Origin of the sequence: Parabacteroides faecalis, assembly GCF_022809355.1 — a bacterium.
Classification (GTDB): domain Bacteria; phylum Bacteroidota; class Bacteroidia; order Bacteroidales; family Tannerellaceae; genus Parabacteroides; species Parabacteroides faecalis.
This window is the reverse complement of sequence record NZ_JAKZMM010000013.1, coordinates 48168-75142: the sequence shown is the minus strand read 5'-3', so window position 1 is coordinate 75142 and position 26975 is coordinate 48168. Positions and strand designations below refer to the sequence as shown.

At 42.5% G+C, this 26975-nt stretch carries 20 protein-coding genes and 1 riboswitch; of the genes, 6 read left to right on the top strand and 14 right to left on the bottom strand.

All coding sequences use genetic code 11. From position 1 onward, the window contains the following. The first annotated feature begins 69 nt into the window (after positions 1-69). The 5 genes from MUN53_RS06945 (at position 70) to MUN53_RS18335 (ending at position 6255) form a co-directional block, all read left to right on the top strand. Positions 70-1557, top strand: coding sequence for a xylulokinase (locus MUN53_RS06945; protein ID WP_243324243.1), 1488 nt, complete (start codon positions 70-72; stop codon positions 1555-1557). Between the two features lie 66 nt (positions 1558-1623). After that, positions 1624-2940: a xylose isomerase gene (xylA, locus tag MUN53_RS06940; protein WP_243324240.1), complete on the top strand. Its 1317-nt coding sequence runs from the start codon at positions 1624-1626 to the stop codon at positions 2938-2940. Further along, positions 2940-4397 carry a D-xylose transporter XylE gene (gene xylE, locus MUN53_RS06935; RefSeq protein ID WP_243324238.1) on the top strand — a complete coding sequence of 486 codons (1458 nt, stop codon included), beginning with the start codon at positions 2940-2942 and terminating at the stop codon, positions 4395-4397. Before xylA ends, xylE begins: the two co-directional genes overlap by 1 nt. Positions 4398-4619: 222 nt before the next feature. Beyond that, positions 4620-5498 (top strand): BACON domain-containing protein, encoded by an 879-nt coding sequence (locus MUN53_RS18340; RefSeq protein ID WP_317236342.1) that lies wholly within the window; start codon positions 4620-4622, stop codon positions 5496-5498. Positions 5499-5574: 76 nt separating this feature from the next. Then, a complete protein-coding gene (locus MUN53_RS18335) occupies positions 5575-6255 on the top strand; it encodes a M64 family metallopeptidase (protein ID WP_394803050.1) in 681 nt (226 codons plus the stop codon). A gap of 97 nt (positions 6256-6352) precedes the next feature. Here MUN53_RS18335 and MUN53_RS06925 read toward each other — a convergent pair whose 3' ends face one another. From MUN53_RS06925 to cobJ, 13 genes are all read right to left on the bottom strand, one after another. Beyond that, the gene (locus MUN53_RS06925; RefSeq protein ID WP_243324236.1) at positions 6353-7795 is read right to left on the bottom strand and encodes a hypothetical protein; all 1443 of its coding nucleotides are present in this window, start codon (positions 7793-7795) and stop codon (positions 6353-6355) included. Between the two features lie 73 nt (positions 7796-7868). After that, positions 7869-9203, bottom strand: coding sequence for a hypothetical protein (locus tag MUN53_RS06920; RefSeq protein ID WP_243324234.1), 1335 nt, complete (start codon positions 9201-9203; stop codon positions 7869-7871). A 154-nt stretch (positions 9204-9357) separates the two neighbouring features. Then, the gene (locus tag MUN53_RS06915) at positions 9358-10872 is read right to left on the bottom strand and encodes a hypothetical protein (RefSeq protein WP_243324232.1); all 1515 of its coding nucleotides are present in this window, start codon (positions 10870-10872) and stop codon (positions 9358-9360) included. A gap of 67 nt (positions 10873-10939) precedes the next feature. Further along, entirely contained in the window at positions 10940-11983 is a 1044-nt protein-coding gene (locus tag MUN53_RS06910) for a hypothetical protein (RefSeq protein WP_243324230.1), read from the bottom strand. Next, positions 11980-13545 (bottom strand): hypothetical protein, encoded by a 1566-nt coding sequence (locus MUN53_RS06905; protein WP_243324229.1) that lies wholly within the window; start codon positions 13543-13545, stop codon positions 11980-11982. Before MUN53_RS06905 ends, MUN53_RS06910 begins: the two co-directional genes overlap by 4 nt. A gap of 25 nt (positions 13546-13570) precedes the next feature. Beyond that, positions 13571-14074 (bottom strand): DUF3575 domain-containing protein, encoded by a 504-nt coding sequence (locus tag MUN53_RS06900; protein ID WP_394803052.1) that lies wholly within the window; start codon positions 14072-14074, stop codon positions 13571-13573. A 396-nt stretch (positions 14075-14470) separates the two neighbouring features. Next, positions 14471-16012 carry a helix-turn-helix domain-containing protein gene (locus MUN53_RS06895; RefSeq protein WP_243324223.1) on the bottom strand — a complete coding sequence of 514 codons (1542 nt, stop codon included), beginning with the start codon at positions 16010-16012 and terminating at the stop codon, positions 14471-14473. An 804-nt stretch (positions 16013-16816) separates the two neighbouring features. Continuing rightward, positions 16817-18694, bottom strand: a complete 1878-nt coding sequence (locus MUN53_RS06890; RefSeq protein WP_243324220.1) for a TonB-dependent receptor plug domain-containing protein — start codon at positions 18692-18694, stop codon at positions 16817-16819. A gap of 75 nt (positions 18695-18769) precedes the next feature. Beyond that, positions 18770-19171 carry a nickel-responsive transcriptional regulator NikR gene (gene nikR / locus MUN53_RS06885; protein ID WP_243324217.1) on the bottom strand — a complete coding sequence of 134 codons (402 nt, stop codon included), beginning with the start codon at positions 19169-19171 and terminating at the stop codon, positions 18770-18772. A gap of 67 nt (positions 19172-19238) precedes the next feature. Continuing rightward, a complete protein-coding gene (gene cbiD / locus MUN53_RS06880) occupies positions 19239-21068 on the bottom strand; it encodes a cobalt-precorrin-5B (C(1))-methyltransferase CbiD (RefSeq protein ID WP_243324215.1) in 1830 nt (609 codons plus the stop codon). A gap of 4 nt (positions 21069-21072) precedes the next feature. Further along, positions 21073-22896, bottom strand: a complete 1824-nt coding sequence (gene cobM, locus MUN53_RS06875; protein WP_243324214.1) for a precorrin-4 C(11)-methyltransferase — start codon at positions 22894-22896, stop codon at positions 21073-21075. Between the two features lie 6 nt (positions 22897-22902). After that, positions 22903-24102, bottom strand: a complete 1200-nt coding sequence (gene cbiE, locus MUN53_RS06870; RefSeq protein ID WP_243324213.1) for a precorrin-6y C5,15-methyltransferase (decarboxylating) subunit CbiE — start codon at positions 24100-24102, stop codon at positions 22903-22905. Further along, positions 24099-25532 (bottom strand): precorrin-3B C(17)-methyltransferase, encoded by a 1434-nt coding sequence (gene cobJ, locus MUN53_RS06865; RefSeq protein WP_243324212.1) that lies wholly within the window; start codon positions 25530-25532, stop codon positions 24099-24101. The genes cbiE and cobJ overlap by 4 nt, the downstream gene beginning before the upstream one ends. A 52-nt stretch (positions 25533-25584) precedes the next feature. Beyond that, positions 25585-25792: riboswitch (cobalamin riboswitch) on the bottom strand. 60 nt (positions 25793-25852) lie between these two features. On the opposite strand from cobJ, the gene MUN53_RS06860 reads away from it, so the two are divergent. Then, complete coding sequence (locus tag MUN53_RS06860) at positions 25853-26260, top strand: GtrA family protein (protein ID WP_243324209.1); 408 nt, start codon at positions 25853-25855, stop codon at positions 26258-26260. Here MUN53_RS06860 and MUN53_RS06855 read toward each other — a convergent pair. Beyond that, positions 26247-26975 carry an SDR family NAD(P)-dependent oxidoreductase gene (locus tag MUN53_RS06855; RefSeq protein WP_243324208.1) on the bottom strand — a complete coding sequence of 243 codons (729 nt, stop codon included), beginning with the start codon at positions 26973-26975 and terminating at the stop codon, positions 26247-26249. The two genes, MUN53_RS06860 and MUN53_RS06855, sit on opposite strands and share 14 nt — an antisense overlap.

Sequence of the window (26975 nt, the reverse complement as noted above, 5' to 3'; positions counted from 1 at the left end):
AATAGAAAACGGATAGAAGATGAGATGAGAATCAATCAAAATAAATCCAAATAACTTAAATATAATGCTATGTATTTATTAGGATATGATATTGGCAGCTCGTCGGTCAAGGCGAGTTTGATAAACGCTGAAACAGGGAAATGCGTTGCTTCAGCTTTTTATCCCAAAACAGAAGCAGAGATCATGGCAGTCCGCTCCGGTTGGGCTGAACAGAATCCGGACAGTTGGTGGGAATATCTGAAACTGGCTACTGCCGCCGTTATGGATGAATCGAAAGCCGATCCGGCAGATATCCGTTCGATTGGTATTTCCTATCAGATGCACGGACTGGTATGCGTGGATAAAAACAAACAGGTTTTACGTCCGTCTATCATCTGGTGTGATTCCCGCGCCGTTGAAATCGGACAGAAAGCATTCAACGACTTGGGAGAAAACTACTGCCTGGCGCACCTGCTTAATTCACCGGGAAATTTCACAGCCTCCAAATTGGCGTGGGTAAAACAAAACGAACCGGAGGTATTCGACCGGATATATAAAATCATGTTGCCGGGAGATTACATCGCCATGCGGTTGAGCGGAGAGATCTGCACGACGGTTTCCGGTTTGTCGGAAGGTATGTTTTGGGATTTCCAACAAAATGCGTTGGCCAACGAATTATTGGATTATTATGGTATTGATGCTTCTTTGATAGCCGATATCAAGCCGACTTTCGGTCTGCAAGGCGAAGTTTCCAATGCAGCCGCAGCCGAATTGGGGTTGAAAGCCGGTATTCCGATTACCTACCGGGCAGGCGATCAGCCGAACAATGCCTTGTCATTGAATGTATTCAATCCGGGAGAAATTGCTTCTACGGCAGGAACGTCAGGAGTTGTCTACGGAGTGAACGGACAAATCAACTACGATCCGAAATCGCGGGTAAATACGTTTGCCCACGTCAATCATACAACCGACAACCCTCGCCTGGGTGTTCTACTGTGTATTAACGGAACAGGAATCCTAAACTCTTGGATTCGCAAGATGGTTGGTGCCGACGGTCTTTCATACGCAGCCATGAACGAACTGGCTTCGCAAGTAGCAATCGGCAGTGAAGGCGTATGCATCCTTCCTTTCGGCAATGGTTCCGAACGCATGCTCGAAAACAAAGAAACCGGATGTTCGTTGCTGAATGTCAATTTCAACCGACATGATCGCCGCCATCTGATACGCGCTGCCCAGGAAGGTATTGTCTTCTCGTTTAAATATGGTATTGATATCATGGAAGGCATGGGCATACCGGTCAAGAAAATCCATGCCGGACATGCGAATATGTTCCTGAGTCCGATCTTCCGGGATACATTAGCCGGAGTGACTGGTGCAACCATCGAGTTATATGATACCGACGGTGCTGCCGGAGCAGCTCGCGGAGGTGGTTTAGGAGCCGGCATCTATCAGAACACAGAAGAAGCCTTCTCGAATCTGGAACGGATAGCTGTCATCGAACCGGATACCTCAAAAGCCGAACAATACCAGGCGGCTTACGAAAACTGGAAACAGGAACTGGAACACCGGATACAATAATCCGGAACGGCAAAAGACAAAAACAAGAACAAATTATTCAATAACAAACATAAAACATTTTATATCATGGAAACAAAAGAATACTTTCCTGGCATAGGAAAAATCAAATTCGAAGGAAAAGAAAGTAAGAACCCGATGGCTTTCCGGTATTATGATCCCGAAAAAGTAATCATGGGCAAGAAGATGAAAGACTGGTTGAAATTCTCAATGGCCTGGTGGCATACATTGTGCGCTAAGGGAAGCGATCAGTTCGGTGGTGGAACCAAACAATTCCCCTGGAAAGGTAATCCCGATAAATTGCAGGCAGCTAAAGAAAAGATGGATGCCGGATTTGAATTCATGCAAAAGATCGGAATCGAATATTATTGCTTCCACGACGTTGACTTGTGCGACGAAGCTGATACAATCGAAGAATACGAAGCTAATCTGAAGGAAATCGTGGCATACGCCAAACAGAAACAGGCTGAAACAGGTATCAAACTGTTGTGGGGTACTGCCAATGTATTCGGTCATGCCCGTTATATGAACGGAGCTGCTACGAACCCAGACTTCAATGTCGTTGCCCGTGCTGCTGTTCAAATCAAGAATGCCATCGATGCTACTATCGAACTGGGCGGAACAAACTATGTATTCTGGGGCGGCCGCGAAGGTTACATGTCTTTGTTGAATACCGATCAGAAACGCGAAAAGGAACATCTGGCTCAGATGCTGACCATGGCTCGCGATTACGCTCGTGCCAAAGGTTTCACCGGTACATTCTTGGTTGAACCGAAACCCATGGAACCGACCAAACATCAGTATGATGTCGATACAGAAACCGTAATCGGCTTCCTGAAAGCACACAACCTGGATAAAGACTTCAAGGTTAACATCGAAGTAAACCATGCTACACTGGCAGGTCATACATTCGAACACGAACTGGCAGTAGCCGTAGATAATGGCATGTTAGGTTCGATCGATGCCAACCGAGGCGATTATCAGAACGGATGGGATACAGACCAGTTCCCGATTGATAACTTTGATTTGATCCAAGCCATGATCCAAATCATTCGCAATGGTGGTTTAGGCAACGGCGGAACTAACTTCGATGCCAAGACTCGTCGTAACTCAACCGATCTGGAAGATATCTTTATCGCTCACATCGCCGGTATGGATGCGATGGCACGTGCTTTGGAAAACGCAGCCCGTCTGTTGGAAGAATCACCTTACAAGCAAATGTTGGCTGATCGTTATGCTTCATTCGATGCCGGTAAAGGTAAAGAATTTGAAAAAGGTAAGATGACCTTGGAAGAACTGGTGGCTTATGCCAAGACTCAAGGTGAGCCGAAGCAGATCAGCGGTAAACAAGAATTGTATGAAGCAATCGTCAATATGTATTGCTAATGACTGCACATTCAACAACTGAAGGAAACAAGTTGTACTTATATTCCATAACAATGGTCGCCGTTATCGGCGGCCTATTGTTTGGATATGATACAGCTGTTATATCCGGAGCAGAAAAAGGACTGGAAGGATTCTTCCTGACAGCAACCGATTTCCACTACGATAAAGTCATGCATGGCATTACTTCGTCGAGTGCTTTGATCGGCTGTGTGATCGGAGGAGCCGTATCCGGTTATTTCGCCTCGTTATTAGGGCGACGTAATTCGCTGCGTCTGGCGGCTGTCCTTTTCTTTCTTTCGGCATTAGGTTCCTATTATCCGGAATTTCTGTTCCTGGAATATGGGAAAGCCAATATGAGTTTGTTGTTAGCCTTCAATCTCTATCGTATCATCGGTGGTATTGGTGTCGGATTGGCATCAGCCATTTGCCCGATGTACATTGCTGAGATTGCCCCCTCCGAAATACGAGGAACACTCGTCTCTTGTAACCAGTTTGCCATCATCTTCGGTATGCTGGTCGTTTACTTTGTCAATTACCTGATTTTAGGAGACCATACCAACCCGATTGTCTTGAAAGATGCCGCTACAGGACTTTATTCATTAAGTCCGGAATCGGATATGTGGACTGTTCAGAAAGGCTGGCGCTATATGTTCGGTTCGGAAGCTATTCCGGCAGCCGCTTTCGGTCTGTTACTTTTCACTGTTCCGAAAACACCACGCTATCTGGTTATGACCGGACAACATCAGGTTGCACTTTCTATCCTGGAGAAAATCAACGGAGTTAACAAAGCCCGCGAAATTTTAGCCGAAATCAGAGCTACTGCTACTGAAAAGACCGAAAAGTTATTTACCTACGGGTTTGCCGTTATCTTCATCGGTATTATGCTTTCTGTGTTCCAGCAAGCCATCGGTATCAATGCCGTCCTTTACTACGCACCTCGTATCTTTGAAAGTGCCGGAGCAGAAGGCGGTGGCATGATGCAAACAGTCATCATGGGAATCGTGAATATTCTCTTTACCGTAGTAGCGATCGTAACGGTCGATCGTTTCGGACGCAAGCCGTTGTTGATTATCGGTTCTATCGGTATGGCATTCGGAGCCTTCATGGTGGCCATCTGCGACAACTGGGGCATTAAAGGAATTATTCCTGTCTTGTCGATTATCGTCTATGCCGCATTCTTTATGATGTCATGGGGACCAATCTGCTGGGTATTGATTGCCGAGATCTTCCCGAATACCATCCGTGGTCAGGCAGTTGCCATTGCCGTAGCCTTCCAGTGGATCTTCAACTACCTGGTATCATCTACATTCCCGGCATTGTATGATTTCAGTCCGATGTTTGCCTATAGCCTTTATGGTATCGTCTGCGTCATTGCCGCGCTATTTGTCTGGCGTTGTGTACCAGAGACCAAAGGCAAGACACTGGAAGAAATGAATGCTCTCTGGCAAAAGAAATAAAAATATTGGTGAGCTGCATGGTTCAATCAAACAAGTGAAAAGCAGAGTTCTCTCCTTTGAAAGAAAAGAGTGCTCTGCTTTTCTTCTTTTCCGCAATCGTAAAAGGAAAAATCAGTTTCCTTATAACCCTATTCATAGATATTTTTTCCCTATTAATCGATTTTCCTTGTAAACTTCAAAAAACTTACTTTATTTTGAAACAACGAAACAAAAAAATAAGGTATGAAACAGACAATTGTACTTTTCTTTCTCTTCCTCTTTGCCATTAGCTGCCAGGAAGAAATAGAACCCAATTTTTCATTTACAAACGAACAAGAAGAAATAACCATAGATGGAAACGAAAAGGCGGAAGTAACCTTCAGTTTCTCCAGTTCCCGTGAATGGGAAGCAACGACAACCAGCGACTGGCTAAGCATTTCGCCAACCTCGGGCGATGCAGGTAGCCATCAAATCACATTAACTGCAACCAGCGAGAATACAACAGGCACAACACGAACGGCTACCGTTCTTCTTTCTTCCTTATCGTTGACACACGAAGTCACGGTTAAACAACAGGCCACCGATTTTGTGGAACTTGAGCAAGAAACTTATCAAGTTCCGGCAGCAGGTGCACCCATACGTATTCAATTTTTGACCAATGTGGCAGATGACGAACTGGCTATTTATGGTTCTGCCTCTTGGTTGACCCAAGATGTAAAAACCCGTTCCACCAATTCCTATTACATCAGCCTGAAAGCCTCACCCAATACAGACAAAAATTCACGAACAGCATACATTCTTTTCTATAAAGAAACAGAAGGCAAACAAACCTTGTTGAACACCGTAACCATCGTACAGGAAGGTACGGCTTCGGGAACATCTACAGATTATTCGGCAGACAAACAGGTACGCATCTTGCAACAAGCCTCTTTAGGAAAAGGATTGCCCATCGTTATCATGGGAGACGGATTCATTGATACAGACATAGCCGATGGTACATACGACACGGTCATGGACAAAACACTGGAGAATTTATTCACCGAAGAACCGCTGAAATCATTACGCGGCTATTTTCAATGTATATGCCATCACGGCTGTTTCCAAAAACAACAATTTTGGTAGCAGATTCGAAACGGCTTTCAGCTGCGAACTGGAAGGTGGTAACAGTACCGGCATTTCGGGCAACGACGAAGCCGTCATGGAATATGTTGAAAGTATTGAAGGTGTTGATCTGGAAAAAGCATTAGCTGTCGTCATCCTCAATTCTTCTGCGTATGCCGGTACGACTTACTTTGGATACAGCGATGGTTCGAAAGCCGTCGAGTTTGCCATTGCCTATTGCCCGGTCATCGATAATCTGGAAAGTGAAAGCTTCCGGCAAGTACTCGTACATGAAGCCGTCGGACACGGATTTACCAAACTGCAAGATGAATACAGCTATGAAGAAAACGGAAGTATCCCGGCTTCGGAAATCAAATCGGTAAAAGAGTTACAAGCCTTGGGCTGGGCCTTGAATGTTGATTTCACCACCGATGAAAATGAAGTCTTGTGGAGTGACTTCCTGAAAGACAGTCGTTATACCTCTGAAGGAATCGGTATTTACGAAGGTGCATGTACTTATATCTCCGGAGCCTATCGTCCGACTTACGAGAGCATGATGAACAGCAACATCAATGGTTTCAATGCTCCTTCCCGAAAAGCGATGTATGATATGGTGATGAAACGTGCCACCGAACAAGAGCCTACATACGAAGACTTCGTAACATTCGATCTGCCTATACAGGCACAAACCCGCTATACAACGCGGACAACTTCTGCCATGACGAAACCATTGCCACGTCCGCACTTCGTCCATAAGAAACTGATCAGTAATAAATAAGTGATTCAACATAAAAAATCCCACCCATCGGATCAATCAGAAAACGACGGGCGGGATTTTTATTCCACACAATTACGTAATACGATCATGATTATCGTCAATCAAAATAAATAGTCTCCAATTCTTTCCATTCCGGATTGACATCAATAACCAAATCTTTGCTGGTGGACAAATCTATGGGTTCGTCCTCACCATAAGACTGTTCATGATTCTTTGCACCCATAGAATAAAGATTGTTTCGTGCTATATTAAATGTGATCGGTGTTGCCGGATTTTCTTCCGTGATAACCTCCGGAATACCCGACTCACCAGGTAACACCAACGTTCTTGTCTCCGAAAACTCTTCCGCCTGCCGCACTTCTATATTCCAATACGTGAGAATCTCGTCATTCTTTCCGACCAACTGCAACTGGAATGTCGGAATACCGGCATCAGCCTCTTCCTGCGTGATGCTTATCGGCACCCAATAACAACTGTTGAAGACAGAACCTTGCAGAACCCTTATTATTCCGGCTTCCTCCAATTCCTCATTGACTTTCCAGTTCGTATCTTCCCCGTCCAGAAAACCGTCGCCGTTAGCATCCAAAGGCATTCCATCTTCTCCACCCGGAAACCATTTACCTAATTCTATATCATTAGCTACAACGAAAGCGTCATTCGTTTCAGAGCCATAAAACCGGGTGTCATAGTCTGTCCTCGGATTGAATCCGTTTATCACTTTCAGTTTGCTGAAGTCATTAGGATCATACAGCGAACGGAAGCCTCCGAATATAATGGATCTGTTCACCTTCGGAGTCACCAGGCGAATCGACTTGACCGCCTTCTCTCCTATCACAGCCGGAATACACGTATAATATCCCATCAGACCAGCTACCTGACGGCGCAGGCGGATTGCCGGAATTTCGGAGATCTCTTCATCTTCCGGATTGGCTATTATCTCCCCATTTTCCACATAAAACGATTGTGCTCCGGCAAATATCTCTGCCACACCATCACCGTCAGGAACTGTTACCATTTCCGAATTCGGGAACTTATCGCCCAACGACAAACCTTTGAACGGTTCATAGTCACCATAAGTTCCGGAATGGAATCCAACGCCATAAGCAATATATTCTACTCCTTCCTCAAGCAGACTGTTACCTTCCAGCACAACTTCCCGCAGTCTGCCGCGTTTCTCTCCATTCACATAAGGCACACTGACCTTATTTTCCGTATCACTCCAATTGATGAAAGTTCCTTTATAAACAATCTCGGCGGTTAATGCCCTCTTTATGATGATCACATCCACACGATCGATTGTCTGCTCCGGCGAGAAACTGTAAATCGGACGGCTTTGGGATTTAGCAGTTGTTGTGTGTGACGACACTTCACCCACACTTTCCACCTTAATCAAGAAAGACTGCGTAGGTGTTTCCGATGAAGACTCATCCGGTGAGATTTCTTTCTTTTCGCAAGATGAAAAAAGAAACAAGGAAACAAAGAGGAATAACAAGCCTGTTATTCCTCTTCTATAATATATTGTAAAGGATTTCGTGTTCATCAGTCTATTGCTTATTAAGAGACATAACCACGGAGAAGATAAATAACGGCTCCGTGGTTTTGTGTTTGTTTACTTATTCTTCTTTATAGATTAAATCATGGTTACCATCCCATGCATCATTAATTTTCAACAATAAATATTCAACTCCTGCATTAGTATTAATGTCCAATGGATCGTCTGTATCTTTATCATCTTCCTCATCCGGTTCTTTTCCGTCATCCGGTTCTGACTTTGTTTTTGTACCTAAAGAATAAAAATGATTCCGCTGAATGCAATAAGCTTCTTCTTTTCCATCGGCAAATTCTTTCAGATTCAAAACTTTCAGAACTTTATCTTCTTCTCCCCAAAAAACAAGATGCAAAGCTGTTCTTGCCTCTTTCTCACCCTCAAATTGACGTGTATAATTAAAGCCGGAAGTAGGAATCAAAAAACAACTACCAAACAATGTATTTGGAATACACATTAAGTTCTCAGTTAATATTTTCTTAACTTCGTCATCCATTTCATCCGGAAGCAGAAATTTCTTACCTGACCCACCATTAAATTGATAAGTAGCACCCATTGCGACAGTATTCCAATTGCTTACAGTATTTTCATTAAATGTAAAAGTCAACAAATCATCTTTAGCCCAATCTGTTACTATACCATTCTTATCTGAAAAAGGTGAACTATTTTCAGATAATAAAGTATGAGGGAAATAAAAACCTATATTTTCCGTAATAGTTGTAATCGTAATTTTATGGACTCTTTCTTCTCCAACATAAGCGGGTATATTTTCCAGATAAGCCAACATGCCTGCAATCTGACGGTATAATGTAAGTGTATATTCTTGAGTAAAATTTCCATAGTCATTCGCGCTCACTTCTAATGAACCAGCAAACAATTCTTCGAAGAATTTATCTTCATCTTTAGTTAAAGCTTTTAAGTACATTTCACTTGTAACAGATTCTATAGTATATGGACAAGTATCTCCATTATATCCATAAGCAACAATAGTATATACACCCGTACTTAAACCTGATAACTTCAACTGTTGCGGAGTCTTTGCCAATGCTTCTCCATCAACAGATAAGATATAATCATTCAATTCAGTATCAGTAGAAATTGCTTCCCCATTCCAAGAAGTAACTTTCACTCCTGAAACTTGGTCACCACTATTATTATATATCCTGAAACCAATCTTATTTACATTGTTACCACCACTAACAAGATCTGCAATTGGATCAAAATGATCAATCGGACGTGCAGCGCGAGTAGTGATATCCGATAAGGATATTGTCAAAATTCCTTCACCCGGCAACAATTCAACGTCGTTTTCCTTTTCTACATATATTATTTTCTCTTCTGTACATGCGGCAAAAAGCATCAAAAAGGCAAATGCCAGTGCCATAAACAAATTTGTCTTCATACTCTGACTTTCTTTTTAATTAAACAAGTATCTCTTTTCAAAAACGTTATGTCACAATATATAAATGGGGCATAGAGGCACCGAAATGCCTCTATGCTTTATTACATATCTGATGACATGCCTTTCTTTAGATTTCTATTATAAATAAAAGGAATTAATCAATTTCCAAATCGTGGATAAATTCCCACTGATCATTAATCTTGATTGTCAGCTCCTGATCTTTATCCAATGGCTGTGGTTTATCCGGATCAGTACCTGGATTCGTTGGATCATCGCCATTTCCACGCTGACCTATCTGATATAAGTGGTTACGGTAAATATTGAATACATATTCACTATCACCTTGCGTTTGGTCAATAGACATTTCATCCAACTTAACATTCCAAGATTTAAGGACTGAATCATCAGCACCACCAATCAATTGTAATTCAAATGTATTCACATTAACATTATCTGCCACTTCAAACGGAATAACAAATCTACCTGCCAATACAGAATTTGTTGCTACTCTTGGATTATCATTTGCTTGATCAAAAGCATTTACCCAAGTTGTCGTCGCAGTTTGATCTTTAGAACCTGTATTTGTTGTTGAATATTTAAATTCAGATCCCAACGTTGGAGCTTCATCATAATATATATCCGAAGTTATATTATACCAATAACTACCATCAACTGCATTCGAATTAGCAGGTTTAAACCATTGTGCCAAATCTATTTCATAAACTGTATAAGCATTATCAGTACTAGCTTCATTATATTTTGCATCAGCAGAAGCTAAATCAAAACCATTCACAACATTCTCTTTTCCAACTTCTGTTGCATCATCTTTCTGATTACCTAAAGCATGAGTAAGGTCTATACGAGTATTCTTTGTTGAAGCAACAAGGCGAATTTTTTTAACAGCATCATACTGTGAAAGCCTTGAACCATCACCTTCTTCATTTCTAACCATTGCTGGAATTTTACTAAAATATCCTAACACACCAGCTACCTGACGTTTCAATAGGACCTCAGTAGTAAAACCTCCATCAAATTGTAAGGTAACAGGTTTTGAGATACCTGAAAAGATTTCAGCTTCAGTTGTAGATGTTCTGCCATCTTCCGTCAACAAGAAACCTTCACTTACATTTGAACTTGCATTCCAAGTCAGACTTGAACTAGTCAGAGTACTCCAATCTGCATTAATCCAAGCTGCAGCTTGATTACCTGCGACTATCTTATATGGAGCTAAATCTGTTGCTGATGTATTAGATTCATCCTGACCAACAGCAAGGATCGTATAGCTTTTACCTTTTTCCAACTTATCACCATCTTCCAACTTAAGTGAATATTTACGTCCATAGTTGTAATCAACAGAATTTTTATCCCACATATTTATTTTCAAAACTTTGACAAGTTTCATTGGAGTTGCAACATTTTCTGAATGTTCAAAAACTAACAACTGAACATCCGTAACATTTTCAGCTCCTTTATTCTCTGTCGAATATAAAGGGCGAGACTTGGTAGAAAGAACATCTGTATCCTGCATGTCCAACACAATTACCTGTTCACCAGTGGCAACTTCTGAGTTCTCACCTTCATTAATGATTTCATCCTCATTACTACATGATGTAGAAATCGTCATTAAACCTGCAGCAAACATGGCTGCATAATAAAACTTCTTTTTCATACAAAATAAATTTAGTAAGTTAAACATAATGTCTATATATCTTTAGCTGACAAGGATATATATCTTGTCACTCTATTTCCATCGAATGCAAATTCTCCCAATTGTCATTTACAAGTACATACATCTTGAATTTACTGTTCCCACCGCCATCCGGATCCGGATCTTCAGGATCAGGTTCTTCCGGATCGGGATCTTCGGGATCTGGATCTTCGGGATCTGGATCTGGATCTGGATCGGGTGGATCTGGCGGATCAATTGGTTCTCCGCCACTCTCGTAAATGAAACGAAGGATGGTTAGCGTGTTTCGCTTCATAGAAATATTGATATCCTCTGGGGCAATCCACATTCGGCTACGCCCGGCACGTAACTCGTCGGGAAAAATCTCATAAAAATTGATGCTTAAGGTTGAATTGTCGATGTCTGTTGACGGACAAAGCAATGTTCCTGTAAGAATCTCGTTTGGTTTCTGCCACAAGGTGTCGGTATGTACCAAAGCTTCCCGCGAATAACTGAAGTCCGCTTTCACGTAGGCATACACATTCGTAATGTCTTTTGTAGAGAAACGAATCTCGTCCGGCAGATTTTCGGCTTTGATAAGTAACTTGCCTTTAACGCGTTCAAGTTCTACGGTATAGAGATACTGATTCTCATCATACACGAATGTATCGCTACTCAGATAAATATCGTTTCCCTGCGCATTGTATAAATGCAAGTCTGACGATGTTGCATCGTCGCCTAGCGGAACCTCACTCTGCATGTTTCCCCACGTTGTCATCACATAAGTGCCGAAAGGTATGTCTTCGGGGAAAGTCACACCAACTTCTTTGTCACCCGAAGAGACAGTGAAAAGTTTCTGTTCCACCATCATCTCACCCGTCTCAAGCCTGTCTAGCCTGTAATAAAGTGTCGATACATAATCCTTGAAAGGAAGCGTTTCGTCTTTCTTTACATCGTATCCCCATTTTACAGCAGACTCAATATTGAAATAATTCTTGTCTTTCACGGAGATGTTCACCTGCAAAGGCGGACAAGGCAAAATCTCATCACGTATGCACGACGGCAACAAGACCAGTGACAAAACATATACTATGTATCTGGCGTATCCCTTCATCTTATCATATCTCGTAATTGTTCAATTCCTTTCGTATCCTTGGGTAAAGAGTTGATTATCTTCTTTGCCTCAGCCTTCCTTCCCGTACGTAAAGCCAGTATCGCAGTATTTAGATCAGCGAACGGAGCCAACAATGTGTAAGCCTCTTCCCATTCACCACTTTCCGCCTTCATCACACCCAAGTTATAACATGCTTCCGGCAAATCTGTATGCTTCTCCAACAGAGCCACAGCTTCGGCCGTACGTCTGTTACGGTGATATATCACAGCCAGGTTGTTGGCTGCTGCCCCCGATTCCGGAAAATAGCGTAACGTCGTACGATAAACCTCTTCGCACTCATGTTCTGTCTTCACCAATTCAGAAACACGCAGCAATTCTTCCTCACTGAAAGCATCCGGACGCGTCTTATAAAGCGACAAAAGTTGTGTATCCGTTGTGAAACTCTTCATTGTATAGGTATATAGATATTCCACCACACGGTCTTTCTGCAGATAATTGTCTTTTATTCGATTCCAAGCAGGCAGGTGGCGTATATGATATTCTTGTACATCATCGTTCTTGTCGCTATATTGGGCAAGGATTGATGCAACAGCAGACGCATCTTCATCTTCCGCACGGCGCATGGCTTCAAGAACCGGTTTCCATCCTTCAGGACGGGATTTTACGGTTATCAGTTGGTGTACCTCATAAGGCAGATGTAGTTTATCGGACAACCATCTCTTTGCAGACAAAGCCCGGTTGCGTGCCAGCGTGGTGTTGAAAGCCAACGAACCGTCGGCTGACGCAACACCCACAATCTCCAGTTTATTCAACATCGACAAGGAGTCGTTCAGAACAGGACGAAGCCTATTGAGCATTTTTTCCATCTCAGTGGCATTATGTCCCATATCCATTTTTATATCGAAACGGTTGATTTCAAATTGCAGGTTTGCTTTTCCTTTCCCTTCCCGGATTTTCGGAGGGGCTACAAAATCCGGATTCAAACGTACCTGTTTCATTTTCGAACGGAAAAAGTTCATCGGATCTGCCACCTCTGCCAATATCAGCGTATCCGTTCCGGTACACTCACCGCAACCATCTGTCGATACGACTGCCTGAAGATGTACATTGGTTATTCCTGCCGGAAGAATAACCGGACAAGTGTATGGTATTTCGTATGACTTCCTGTTATCTATCATGCGTGCTTCCTGCACATAAGGATCACTAAATCCGTCGAGCACTTCCAGCCTTTCCACTTTCTTCCGGTAGATTGAGGCATCGAGTACCACCGGAGGATATTCACCATACACCGAATCACCAACCACCAGTTGAGGAGTGATTACAACACGACTTCTCCGTGTCAAATAGTTCTCTGGAAGAAGAAAAATCACATCGATACGTACACTATCATCTACTCCGGGCATTAGAACCTGTGAAGACGGTAATGTTTTCAAAGGTGCCGTCTGTCTTGTAGCGCACGATGAAAGTACCGAAGCCAATACGAACAAAGCAACAAACAACGACCTGAGGTTTCCTGCTTGGATCGAATCTATATTATATAATGTATGCTTATATTTCTTCATATCGAGTCCGTCTAATGGTTAGAAACTAAAACATATAAACTAGAGAAATGGCAGCCTGCGTAGGCCCTACATAATTTTTGGTTTTATTCTCGTAACACTTCTCACAGTAAATTCTGTCGCTCTCTTTGAACCACAGACGGGCATATCCCAAACCAATCGCAGCTTCCAGATTCCAATGCGGTGAAAGAATCCAGTTATAACCATAAGAAATTCCTCCGCCGGCCAGATAGCCGTCGTAACGTTTATCCTTAAAACCTCCAAAGAATTGAGCACTGTGTAGATGTAACCCCACAAAATGACCTTCAAATTTTTCACACAACCAATATTTCAATTCCGGTTGTACTAACCAGAACCTCATTTTTTTATCGTCTTTGAATGTCCAAGGATTATAGGCGGCGTTTAGCTCAATGGTCACCTTATTACTGGTAGCAAATTCAACTCCTGCGTTCAAGGTTGTAGTCAGCCAATACAGCCCATTCGTCTTCACGGCTATTTCCTGAGCCGACAAACGAACCATAAAGACAACCATTGTACCTAATAATAATATACGGGTCAGGTGTCTTCTATACACAACAGATGTCACCATAAAAATATCTTTTTTATACAATCAATACAATCTAAGCTAGCAATTACAACGGATCATCGCATCTAAAATTACACTTTCCAATTCCACAAAAGAGAAACCTGATCCGCCATCGTCATTTTTTCAATAAGACAAAGCTAAAGACAAAACAGATACTTGGTACATCGCCGAAACAACGATGAACCTTTTGGTATTTCATATATAGAATCTGGTACAAAAAGTAACAGGCTATGAATAATATGGTACTAAATGAACGAATTGATACAAAATAAAAAAGCGGGCTCAATACTTTTAAAGTACTGAACTCGCTTGATGATACATTAAATCAAGACTACAATCTTGTTAAAACTTCCGTTGCTTTAAGAACTGTTTCGGTGTAAGTCCGGTAATTTGCTTGAACTGCCGATAGAAGGAAGTCCGGGATCCAAAACCTGCCTTTTCGTAAAGCATATCCCAATTATCTGATCCGCTGGTAGTCATCAGATGAATCACATAATTCACCCGGTATTCAGCCAACCATGTACTGAAGTTTGTACCCGTCATACGGTTGATAGCCGTTGAAAGATGTGTACGATTGGTAATAGCGGCTTTAGCTAGAAGCGAGATAGTCAGTTCCGGATTCAGGAAAGGACGGTCTTTTTCCATCACCAATAATACACGATAATACAAGTTACGATAAAAATCATCATCACTCGTACCTTCTGAATCAGACGATTCCTGGAGAGTTTCATCAGTTGTAGCTTCGAGGTCTTGCCCAACAGCCAATAAAGGCAAAGATTCTCCCTGTTTGGATACTAAATAAATTCCCATCTCGCGCCACTCAATATACCGTCTCATCAATACTTGGAATAACGTTTGAAGCCGACGTTTCTTGTTTCTCCAGTAAAAAATCCCCCATACAATGATTAGCATCAGCACAATGACAACCATCACAAGGATTACAATCTCCAACCGGCGCTGGGTCAACTTCCCTTCTGCTTCCAGAATCTGTTTTTCCATACCGGCCACATCCTGCTTTACAGAATAATAGGCCAGCATTCCATTCAGCTGATTATCATAATATTGTTCTGATATCGTTTTCCAAACTGGCAGAAGTTGCATGGCGTTCTTCGTGTCATTCTCTTGTATATACGTGCTCATCAGCGGTTCTGAAGTTTCAAACAACTGGAAAGAAACGGGCCTGGTAAGAATCAATTTTTTAGCCTCCTGATAATAAAAATCCGCTTTTTTCGGATCTCCTGCCCGCTCATAAGCCTTTCCTAACCGGAAACAAACCGATTCAAAAGAAACCGTTTCTTCCTTATGGGCATGATAATCGTCATACAGACTTTGAAGTAACTCAATCGAACGGTTCAACGAATCAGGTATCTCGCTCAAACTCCAGCCTTTATAAAAACGAGTGGTATAATCAACTGATTTATAAGAACCCGGAAGCATATCCTCTTCCTGGATGTTCAACTTGTCAATCAGCGACATATAATAGACTGCCGAATCATATTTCATGGTATAAACCATGTGCATAGCTTTTGCTAAATAGGCATTTGCCATCGACAAGGTATCGCTTTTATCAGAATTGGCTATTACCTGATTGAAAAGTTCATTAGCCTCGTCGTTCATCTTCCAGTTTGAATACACCAATGCCAAGGTACTGGATATCCGATTTTTACAAAGTGGATCGTTTAGCGAATCTGACAAAAACAATCCTCGCTGAAGACAAGCTAATCCTTTTTTCAAATCATTATTATTAAAATATACCGATGACGATAAGGCATAAGAATAATTCCATAACCTAAGCTGACGAGGTTCAAGCCGGGAAGGTGATGTGGACATCAATTCATCGCATAACATCAATAGCGTATCCATCTTCTCATGAGTCTTCAGCATATTATTGACTACATAATGATAATTACGGTCAAACCGCTTTTGGAACTCAAGATCATCAGGTGAGCAGGTTGGCTCCGATTGACAAGAAAACAAAATGCAACATGGAGTCACTAGGGAAAAGCCCCACAATTTACAGTAGTGTAACAACTTCTTCATGGATAATTATATATTTATGTTTAGTTACAATTTCGGAGCCAAAACACTACCAGTGACTTTGCTTATGCGAAGATACAAAAAAAGTGAAAAACAATGCCAGCTTTTCATAAAAAGCCGGCGTCTTTTTCACTTTTTCTGCCTATGAAATGAAGAATTTTCAATGGCAAAAATTCCCAAAAGTTCAAAAGGTTCAAAAAGTTCAAAAAGTTCACAGTGCCCTCCCTGAAATTATCTGAATCTGCGGTGCAATGAATAAAGACCTAGCAAACACTTGCCTACTTGACAACGAAAGATGTATTTTGTACAATAAGTACAGTTATAAGAAGCTTTGCAAAGCCCGACAGCTCATCGAGATTTCCTCAGCGGATCTATACGAAACAAGCCATCCAACACAGCTTTTTTTGTTACAACTACAATCCTCGCATTTCTCGGCAGACACCTGCTTCCGTAATACGAACAATCATCTTGCCAATAAACAATCCGACAAAACTCTTCTCTCTTTGTCTTCTGTTTTGTACCACGCTTTCTTAAACAACCACGCCGAAAGTTTCAGCCGTGGGGACACAGTGAACTTTTTGAACTTTTTGAACCTTTTGAACTTTTAGGAATTTACCCAACTACAAAAGTAGCAGCACAACAAACTATAAATCAGAATATTACCTCAATACCACCCATAAAAGTAGCTTTAGGCATCGGGAAACCATCGTTAATGGAATAACGCGTAGCCGTCAGATTCTCTCCCTTCACGAAAATATTCAATCCTTTATCCGGATTCTTCCCAAAATGATAAGCAGCACGGGCATTCAAGACGGTATAATCTTCCTGCTTCGTGCAAGCCTCGTCTGTATAGAGATCAAAAATTGATTGAACAGCCAGATGGAACGAGAAACGCCCTGGAAGATAAGTCGCTCCTGCATAGAATTTATGTTTAGGAGCTCCTGCAATCGGGTCACTCTGATCCAAAAAACTATAATTGGTCGTAAACGAAAGATTCTGCAGAATCTGGTATTTCACTTCGGCCTCTACTCCCTTATTGGTAAATTCCCCTGTATTGACATTCAGCGGATTGCCATCAATCATAGCCGTACGGATCATATCTTTCCCGTCGATGTAAAAGGCTGTCACCTCGGCCGACAAACGTCCGTCAAGGAAAGACTGCCCTACCGAGATTTCATAATTCATCATATTTTCCGGTTTCAGATCCGGATTCTTCGGCTTAAACATATATAATTCACGAATATTCGGGCTACGGAAACCTTTGGAAAGAGAAGCTTTCCAGACATTCCCTTCAAACGGCCGATATGTCAAACCTGCCTGTGGCACCCAAGCACCGCCAAACGAACTGTTGTGTTCGTAACGGACACCCGCATTTACCCCCAGTTTATTGAAAAAATCCTGTTGCATAATGACATAACCAGCCACTTCGTTGACAGATTTATCAATGATCTCCTGATCTGCAGAACCATCATTCATCTGATTCCAAGCATGACCACCCCAGTTTTTATAATCGATACCCACCGTGAAGTTATTCCCTTCAAAGAGCCGGAAAGATTCGTAAAAAAGAACGCCCAAATTCCGGTCGGTCGATCGGAATAGATAATTCTGGGGATCTTCGCCCGTATAATAGCCATCGTTAATCTCATGATTCCCCCAGTTATAGAAAAGCCGGATTGCCCCACTCATTTTCTCATACTGGTTTTCGAGAGCCAATGACGAAGTACCACGCCAGACATCCATCTTATTGTCAAAAATCGGATTGAATGTTTCTCCCGGATTCTGGAACTTATACTTTGCCAGACTTACATCTCCGCGCAATTGGTAAACATCATTAAAACGATATCCTAAATTCGCAAAGCCATTGGTGATTTGGAAATCAGAATTAGGGCGATGTCCGTCCGTCCGATCATGATTTATCGAGACAAAAGAACTGAAATTGCCCACATTATATCCATTATTCACCATATATTTCTGTGTATTATATGACCCGTACATCACCCGAGCCTGTGTACGACGTCCCTGCTGATGATGCCGACGCGTAATGATATTGATCACACCACCCATAGCATTTGAGCCATACAACAGCGAACCCGGTCCGCGAATAACTTCAACCTTTTCTACATCCGAAGCCACATAAGTATCCGGCAAGGCATGTCCAAAAAGTCCGGCCCACTGTGGTTGGCCATCAAATAATACCAAGACTTTGTTTCCACTTCCTACCCCACGGATATTGATGGTACCGGCAGCATTGGTAGAAACACCAAAACCGGTAATGCCTTTTTCCGTTACAAACAAACCTGGCACCTGCTCGGAAAGTACTGGTAAAAGAGCCGATTCACTGCTGTTTTCAATCTGACTACGCCCTATCACCGAAATAGTCAGCGGAACACTATTCCGATTTACCTCAATCTTATTAGCAGAAACAACCAAACTATTCAGATGGATCAAACTGTCTACTTCCAGCGGTGTTTCTGCCATAACAACACCCGAAGCAACCAAGCCTGCTACAATCAATACATTTCTTTTCATCTATCTCTTAATAAATATATACACTGTGTTACCTTTCCAAGAAAACGTGTTACCATATTACTAAAAAAATAAGGCTCAATCGGCCCGGCTCATCACCAGTTTACCATGCTTGATACCTTTAATCGTAGTCAGACGATCCGACAAATCCGTCAATCGATGCGCCTCACCCATCACCGTAGCAATATGCAAACAGAAATTCTTGTTTATAAAATACTGCGAAGAAGAAAGAATCACATCCTGATAATCCTGCTCAATCAGATTGATTTTCGAAGCAATCTCCTTTTTCCCCTGGTCATACATGATTATAATCGTACCTGCCACGATATGATTACAAAGCCACTTCTTCTCCGCCAGATTCTTCTCAATTAGGAAACGGATAGCCTGTGAACGATTCGAAAAACCATTCTCCAGTACATATTGGTCTAACGACTCCAACAAATCGTCTTCCAAAGAAACCCCAAATCGCTTTAACGCCATCCTGATTACTAACTAAATTATGGCACAAAAATAAAAAGATAAATTCAACTATACAAACCCAAGACGTTTATCCCAATGGAATCACATTTCCTTCTTCCGAAATAAGAAGCAGTTCCAAATGTGCTGACTGCAAAAGTGGAGCACACGAACGATAGCAATCCTGCAAGATCATCTGATAAAATTCAGGATAGATCTCGGGAGAGATCAATTGCCATAACTCACGCGCCAAAGTCAATGACGGAATTGCAGATAAGATATCCGCTGAACAGGATGTCTTCCCGGCTACCTGCAGCAAATAATCCCGATTCATGATGACTTTCTTACTATGCGTATCCAATGCTCCTTCTGCCAGCTTGACAGCTTTTCCTAACATCAGTCCCATAATGATATGCTGAAACCCAGTCTCAACAGCAATCTGAAGAGTTGCTCCAATAAAATTACCATAATGTACAAATCCTTGCTGCGGAATAGACCGATCAGCCAAATAAGTCTTTAGATATCGCTCGCTCTTCGCCCCCGAATTAATCACCAGCTGCGAACATCCAACTGCTTTAGCAACCTGGACTTCCTTCCGGATAGAAGCCACAAATGCTTCCGATGAGAACGGACGTACAATACCCGAGGTGCCAATAATGGAAATACCACCAACAATACCTAATTTTGGATTGAAAGTACGTTTGGCTAATTCCTCTCCATGCTCCACAGACACTGTGACCCATATAGAAGAAATCTTTCTTCCGGAAGCAACAACCAAACGATGCAGTTCCGTTTCCATCATCCGTCGGGGAGTCTGGTTGATCGCTGGTCCGCCAACTTCCAGTCCCAAGCCGGGTAAAGTAACCGTTCCCACACCCGGACCTGCTTGAAAACGAATCAGAGGTTCTTCTTCCGTTTCTCCATCCACCACCGAAACATGTACTTTGATCCGGCATCCATTTGTCACATCCGGATCATCACCAGCCTCTTTAATCACCGAACATGCCACTCCTGTTTCATCTGCTTCCACAGAAGCAACAGGCAAAACAACCGGTTCTCCTGAAGGCAACTGGATTTCCATAGAAGGAATTTCCTCTCCATACAAAATCTTATGCAAAGCCGCTTTTGCAGCAGCCGTCGCACAAGCCCCAGTCGTCAATCCACAATGCAAATCAAAAAAGTCAGGCAATAAACGATAAATTTCCCGCCGCAAACCAAATTCTCCATAGACACACAAAAATGAGTCCGGAAGCACAGGGCGTTTGATCACATACACCGGAATATGCTTTTGGAGAGCTACTGCTGTTTTCTCTTCAAAGAAACCAGAACTGCCACTCTCTTTTGTCAGAATCGCATCTGGCAAAACCTGCCTGATCATACTCTCATCCGATTGTTCCTGATAAAAAAGCAAATGATCTGAAGGAAAACCCTGATCTGAAGCTATTCGCCGGGAATCTTCTCGATTTAATATCCGGAAGAAAGACTCATGCGCAGACCAAAAAGGTCGAAGAGGACGAATCGTATTCACGCCCGTCCACGCCAACAGTCGGGAAACACCGGCCAATTCCATTTTCTGCATGGCATCTGCATAATCATCACACCATACAAAATCAGGGTTCCTTGGAGAATATTTCCGCTCATAACGAATAACCGGCAAACTCAGTCGGGCTGCAACAGCAGCAATCGTTTGATGTAATTGGACTGCAAACGGATGAGCGGCATCTACAATCAAACGAACCGAAGCCTCTGAACAACAGTCCGCCATAGCCTCTTCATTCATGGCTCCGCAAAGACGTTTGCCATGGACCAGCTCCATTTCTTGTCCCTCTCCTTTCGTGGAATATAAGAATGGCTTTCCGGCCTCTTCCAATACCTGGGCAACCAATCGTCCTTCAGTTGTTCCGCCAAAAACCAGTATCATGTCTTTACTTCCTGAACAAATGCTTAAACTCATCCGCATACAAACGAGACAAACCTTCCCGATGTCCGATCGCCTCTCCTACCACCAACAACGTAGTTAATGTCAAATGGTTTTCCCGTACGATCCGAGCTAAATCTTTTAGTTCACCCCGGAAAATACGCTGTTCCTTCCAAGTCAATTTATAGCAGACAGCGACCGGTGTATCCGGAGCATAATGCTGTAATAACTCTTGCTCCACTTTATCCGCAATAGAAGCACTCAGATAAATACACATGGTACTTTGACTGGCTGCCAGTTTATGCAACTGTTCTTTTTCCGGAACAGGCGTACGTCCTTCACCGCGGGTCAAAATAATTGTCTGGACTTTTTCCGGAACCGTAAATTCAGATTTCAATTCAGCTGCAGCAGCCTGGAAAGCGGAAATACCCGGAGTAATATGATATTCCATACCATACTGGTCGAAATAATTCATCTGTTCCTGAATGGCCCCATACAGACAAGGATCACCCGTATGCAAACGGACAACCAGTTTTCCTTTATCATAAAAGGATTTCATCAACGCAAACTGTTCATCCAAATTCATGTCGGCAGAACTACGGACTATCGCACCAGGCTTAGCATAATAAGTCAGCTCTTTGGGCACCAAGCTTCCGGCATAAAGAATCAGATCAGCCCGCTGGAGGAAATGTTTTCCCCGTACAGAAACCAACTCCGGATCACCAGGTCCGGCACCCACGATTTCAATATGTCCTTTTTGTCTCGGTTTTCCACTGTCCAAAGCTACCGCCCAAGTAAACTGCACATCCCCTTCATGATAAATCTGTTTAGGCAAGACCAATAAACCGTCTCCCGAAGCCTTGATAGCAGCAGCTTCACTCACACTGGGGATACCAATATTCGATTCTACAACAGCCGATGGTGTCGGAACCTCAATTCCCTTCAGTTCGGTTGCCGGATATGTATAAAAAGGAACATGCCATGTTTCTGCCAACAATAGTAAAGCTTTCTCGTCTGCTTTTATGTCAACCGAATCCAACGAACAAATTGCCTTTTCAGAGAGATGCTGTTCTCGCAAAGATGTCAGAATCTTTTCTTTTAACAACTGTACATCCACCAGCAAATCCCGTTTGCAGCCCATACCGACATGCAATACTTTCGGAACATATTGGATACACAACGCCGGATACGCATGAATCCATGGAGTTACAGCAATAACCAAGCTATATTTATCTACAGGTATCGACGCAACATCCTGATACAAATCCACATGAGAAGGTAAGGTTTCTATCAGATATTCACCACCTTCTACTGGACATTCCAATAAAAGCGCTGTTGGCTTCCGGTCTACGAAAAGAGCAATAGCCTGATTCAACCAAGAGTTCCTCTGTTCGTCTGAAACTGGTGTTGTATTTCCTTTCGGCAATACTTCCAATGCCCAATCATACTTTTCAGGCAACGTATCCAATGCCCATAAACCGACATTGTCACTTTGAGTTGTAATAACAGGTTCAGCCGACAACAAGCGAGCTAGCGAAACCGTTAGTTCGTTTGCACCACCAACGTGTCCCGACAAAACAGAAATCACCTGCTTTCCAGTGGTATCTATACAAACGACAGCCGGATCCGTATGCTTATCCTGAATATATGGTGCTATACTTCTGACACAAATACCTAAGGCTCCGATAAAAATCAAAGCATCCGAGCAAGAAAACGCTTTTTCCACCTCAGCTAAACGGGAGATCGTCACTTCGTCATAGTGCCGTGATATCCGCTCAGCTAATTCCTTCCCTTTCTCTGAAATAGCTATAATTGTTATTTTATTTATCATCTTGTCTTATTTTTTACTTCGTTCAGCTTTACATATCGTTATCGGATTGAAATCATCCACCGCCATTCGGATTTCCTCTTTACATTCAAATCCGATAGCCAGCAACGTATTCTTAAACAGTAACAGACTCTCCTCTGATACGGAATTAAATACGATTGTTCCGCGCTCCGCCAAACATGATGAAACCTTCCGGAGCATTTCTGGTAATTTTCCTCCATGACCACCAATAAAGACCGCATCCGGAGAATCTAAAGAAGAAACATCATACGTCATGAAATCAGTTATTATCGCTTCTATGCCCGGTGTTCCGAAACGGTGAGAATTTACATCCATCAACTCAGCTCCTTCCGTTCTCACTTCAAAAGCCGTAATATGTAAATGAGGAAATTGCAACTTAGCTTCTATGGAAACCGAACCTGTACAGAAACCGATATCCCATAAATTCGTCTTATCATGTAAATCCAACAAACTTAAAGAAAGTAACCGGACCGGCATCTTGGTAATCATCCGAGTACGTCCATCCAGATGCTCAAAAGACGCATCCGGAATTCCAAACGGACGGGGCAAAAGTTGTCCCTCTTGTTCCAAGATCACACAATTGGGCGTCTGATAAGATTCCGTAGCAGCCTGTTGAAGCGAGAACTTACGGATACTCTGCTTATCCGGATTTCCCAGATTAGTTCCTACATACATCACATACATTGAATAACCATATTCAAGCATGCGTCTGGCTATTTGTGCCGGCGTATGAACATGATCTGTTAAAACTCCAATCTTTGACGAACGTTCTATCAGGGCACGATCCAATTCATGCCACGGACGCCCGGTCAATGAAACAATACGCATATCATGATACGGAATCAATAACTGATGTGCCAGCATCTGCAATGAATTGAATGCCGGATAAAGAAAAATCCCGGCATGCGGCAGTCGTCTCTTGATCGTATTGGCAAAGCCAAAGAACAAAGGATCACCAGAAGCAAAAACAACAATACTTTCATTGACGTTTTCATACTGCTGGAACACCTCATCCATAGGGCTCTTTATGTCAATCCAGACAGCCTGTTGGGGAAGCAATGAACGGACAATCTCATGATGCCGTATACCACCCGAGAAAATCCGATGAGACTTGATGATATGTAAGACTTCAGGCGAAAAGTCCGGATTCGGACAATCGTTCATTCCTATTACATAAAAACGGCTCATACGTCTCTTCCTGGTTTTAATTGTTCTGCATCATCAAAACAAAGAATGGCATTAACCAAAGTAGCCGCTAAATTACTTCCTCCTTTTCGTCCTTCCACTATAATTTTCGGAATGGAAGTAAACGGTTTCACCATGTGTTTTGACTCCTTCACATGGACAAACCCAACGGGAGCTGCAATGACACCAGCCGGTTCTGTCTTTCCTTTCCGGATCAAATCACATAATTCCATCAAAGCAGTCGGTGCGTTTCCAAAAACAAACAATGCATTCGGAGTTTCTTCTACAGCCAAACGAATACCGGCCTGCGTACGGGTAATACCTTTTTCCTTGGCCATTTCGGCTGTCCGAGGATCACTCAGATAACATTTTACCTCAACTCCTAAACGCTGAAGCGCACCTTTCCGAATTCCCGAAGCTGCCATGGTTACATCCGTGACAATGGTTGTAATTGCTCCTTCCTTCAATTTCTGGAATAAGCACTCCACGGCATTCGGATCCGTATAAAGAATATCCTCCATATCAAAGTCGGCCGTCGTATGAATAGCATGCAATAAAGCCCATTTCTTTCCCAATGGTATATCCGGATGCTTCAGCTCTTTCTCGATTGTCCGGAAACTCCGGATCATGATGTCTTGACCGATTCCACATTCACCCGACTTGTTTTTCTCTTCGCCGTAATAACCACGAGGCGTAATCATCACCTGGTTCGAATGCACATCCTGACCAAAGAAACTTTGGGAATTACCAATCAGCAGCACTGTAAACATATCAATCTGCTCCGGATCCAGTTCTTCCAATGTGCAAGTATGAATTTCCTGTTCCGGTCGTCCTGCCTGACGAACATAGCCAACAGGCGTCTGTCCACAACGTTCCTGCAGAAATATCTCTTTCAACCGATACAGTTGCCAATACCGGCCATGACTTTTCGGATTATAAACGGCTGTTACGAAATCTGCCATTGCCGCAGCCCGAATTCTTCTTTCAATCAAATCCCATGGTGTCATCAAATCAGACAATGATATCACACAAAAATCATGTCCAATCGGTGCTCCCAATAAAGAAGCTGCCTTCTGAAAAGCGCTGATACCAGGCAAAGAAAGGACCTCAACAGTCGCATTCAACTGTTCACGCATTTCATAAATCAAAGGAGTCATGCCATATATTCCTGCATCACCCGAACTGATCACGCATACGACATGTCCATCCAAGGCATATCGAAAAGCTTCCTGTGCCCGTTCCTGCTCTTTCTTCATGCCGGAATCCAAGCAAAGGGCATCCTGCCGGAGTAACGGTTGAATAAACTGAAAATAATACTTATATCCAATAACTACATCAGACTCACGAAGAGCTGTCAATACAGCCGGCGTGATGTCGTCCAAACCACCAGGTCCAATACCAACGACAATGATCTTACCCTTGTTTGCTACCATAAAACTATTATTTTTCCTTTCTGAAAATGATCCTGATCCCGAGATACATTTTCTTTTCCTGATTTGTATGGCAGGTTTCCTGACTCCATCAAAAAAGATAGCCTTCCCATTCCTCTGTTATAGAAATAGTGGCTTCAAAGTGCTTATCTTTTCACCTTTAGATGTCACAGTAGCGGGCACTGTTCCGGATTTCAACCGGATTCCCTTTTCAAATCAAAAGCCGAAATAGCTTTTGTTTCACCAATACAACGACAAATGTATAGATATTTTTCGGGTTAGGCTAATCTTTTGATTATATTTGCACCGAAATTTATGAATGGATGAAGAATTCCCAGCAAATACTCCGGTTCATTATCATTGGTACATTGAACGCATTCATCACGGCTTTAGTCGTTTGGCTAATGATGGATGTGCTACACTTTAATTATATAGCCTCAAACATAGCCGGTTATATAGCAGCTTTACTTAATAATTTCTTCTGGAGCAAATTCTGGATTTTTCAATCCGGGAAAGGACATTACCTTCCACAAGCACTCTTCTTTCTGCTGGCTTTTATCTGTGCTTACGGTTCCCAATTCATTTTTCTATTATGGATGGTTGAATTGTTAGATTGGAATGAATATATATCTCAATTCATCGGGCTATTCATTTATGGTTTTGTCAACTTCCTCATGAATAAAAAGATAACCTTCCATTCCAAAAAGCAGTCAAGTATTAATTGCGAATAGGAAGCCGTTCCCACATAGAAGAAGGTATCAATCGCCAGAAAAAGACCAGAATCACATATTTCCAATCCAGGATAACTCGTTTCTTACGCTTTAAGATGGCTTGAACAATCAATCTTGCAACCTTTTCCTTTTGCATCAATAACGGATATTTCTTCCCGTCAGCCAACAAATCCGTAGCAACAAATCCCGGACGAATATCTGTTAAACTAATCGATAAATGATTCAAACGGGCCAATTGTGCCAGCGCTTCCAAATAACAATTCTGAAATCGCTTAGTTGCAGAATAAGCCGGAGCTGCTCCCAGTCCTTTGGTTCCGGCAATCGAACTAATAACAGCAATATGTCCTTGTCCTTTTTGACGGAAATAATCCCATGCCGCAGTTATCATACGCACAAAACCTTCACCATTCGTCTTGATGGTAGCCAGTTCAATAGCTGAATTCAACGAATAGTTCTGTTTTCCTATACCTGATACATGGAAATACACATCCATTCCTCCACAGGATTCAATTAAGCGGGACAAACCAGCCGTTGCTTCTTCCGTAGTGATATCGATTACTTCCGTATGGATCTGTTGGGGATATAAAAGCTGGAGTTCTTTCAGTTCTTTTTCCCGGCGTCCTGCCGCACCAACTATCCAACCTTGTTGGGCGAAAAGGCAAGCAACCTCTCTTCCGATTCCCGATGTAGCTCCAACAATAACGATCCGTTTCAT

Excerpts from the sequence above, each read along its gene's own strand:
- nikR (WP_243324217.1), bottom strand. The coding sequence starts at position 19,171 with ATGGCGTTAAAGCGATTTGGGGTTTCTTTGGAAGACGATTTGTTGGAG.
- MUN53_RS06855 (WP_243324208.1), bottom strand. The coding sequence starts at position 26,975 with ATGAAACGGATCGTTATTGTTGGAGCTACATCGGGAATCGGAAGAGAG.
- MUN53_RS06925 (WP_243324236.1), bottom strand. The coding sequence starts at position 7,795 with ATGAACACGAAATCCTTTACAATATATTATAGAAGAGGAATAACAGGC.
- xylE (WP_243324238.1), top strand. The coding sequence starts at position 2,940 with ATGACTGCACATTCAACAACTGAAGGAAACAAGTTGTACTTATATTCC.
- cobJ (WP_243324212.1), bottom strand. The coding sequence starts at position 25,532 with ATGGTAGCAAACAAGGGTAAGATCATTGTCGTTGGTATTGGACCTGGT.
- MUN53_RS06920 (WP_243324234.1), bottom strand. The coding sequence starts at position 9,203 with ATGAAGACAAATTTGTTTATGGCACTGGCATTTGCCTTTTTGATGCTT.
- cbiD (WP_243324215.1), bottom strand. The coding sequence starts at position 21,068 with ATGATACTGGTTTTTGGCGGAACAACTGAAGGACGATTGGTTGCCCAG.
- MUN53_RS06890 (WP_243324220.1), bottom strand. The coding sequence starts at position 18,694 with ATGAAAAGAAATGTATTGATTGTAGCAGGCTTGGTTGCTTCGGGTGTT.
- MUN53_RS06860 (WP_243324209.1), top strand. The coding sequence starts at position 25,853 with ATGAAGAATTCCCAGCAAATACTCCGGTTCATTATCATTGGTACATTG.
- MUN53_RS06905 (WP_243324229.1), bottom strand. The coding sequence starts at position 13,545 with ATGAAGAAATATAAGCATACATTATATAATATAGATTCGATCCAAGCA.
- MUN53_RS06895 (WP_243324223.1), bottom strand. The coding sequence starts at position 16,012 with ATGCTGAAGACTCATGAGAAGATGGATACGCTATTGATGTTATGCGAT.
- cobM (WP_243324214.1), bottom strand. The coding sequence starts at position 22,896 with ATGATAAATAAAATAACAATTATAGCTATTTCAGAGAAAGGGAAGGAA.
- MUN53_RS18340 (WP_317236342.1), top strand. The coding sequence starts at position 4,620 with ATGAAACAGACAATTGTACTTTTCTTTCTCTTCCTCTTTGCCATTAGC.
- MUN53_RS06945 (WP_243324243.1), top strand. The coding sequence starts at position 70 with ATGTATTTATTAGGATATGATATTGGCAGCTCGTCGGTCAAGGCGAGT.
- MUN53_RS06900 (WP_394803052.1), bottom strand. The coding sequence starts at position 14,074 with ATGGTTGTCTTTATGGTTCGTTTGTCGGCTCAGGAAATAGCCGTGAAG.
- MUN53_RS06910 (WP_243324230.1), bottom strand. The coding sequence starts at position 11,983 with ATGAAGGGATACGCCAGATACATAGTATATGTTTTGTCACTGGTCTTG.
- MUN53_RS06915 (WP_243324232.1), bottom strand. The coding sequence starts at position 10,872 with ATGAAAAAGAAGTTTTATTATGCAGCCATGTTTGCTGCAGGTTTAATG.
- MUN53_RS18335 (WP_394803050.1), top strand. The coding sequence starts at position 5,575 with ATGGAATATGTTGAAAGTATTGAAGGTGTTGATCTGGAAAAAGCATTA.
- cbiE (WP_243324213.1), bottom strand. The coding sequence starts at position 24,102 with ATGAGCCGTTTTTATGTAATAGGAATGAACGATTGTCCGAATCCGGAC.
- xylA (WP_243324240.1), top strand. The coding sequence starts at position 1,624 with ATGGAAACAAAAGAATACTTTCCTGGCATAGGAAAAATCAAATTCGAA.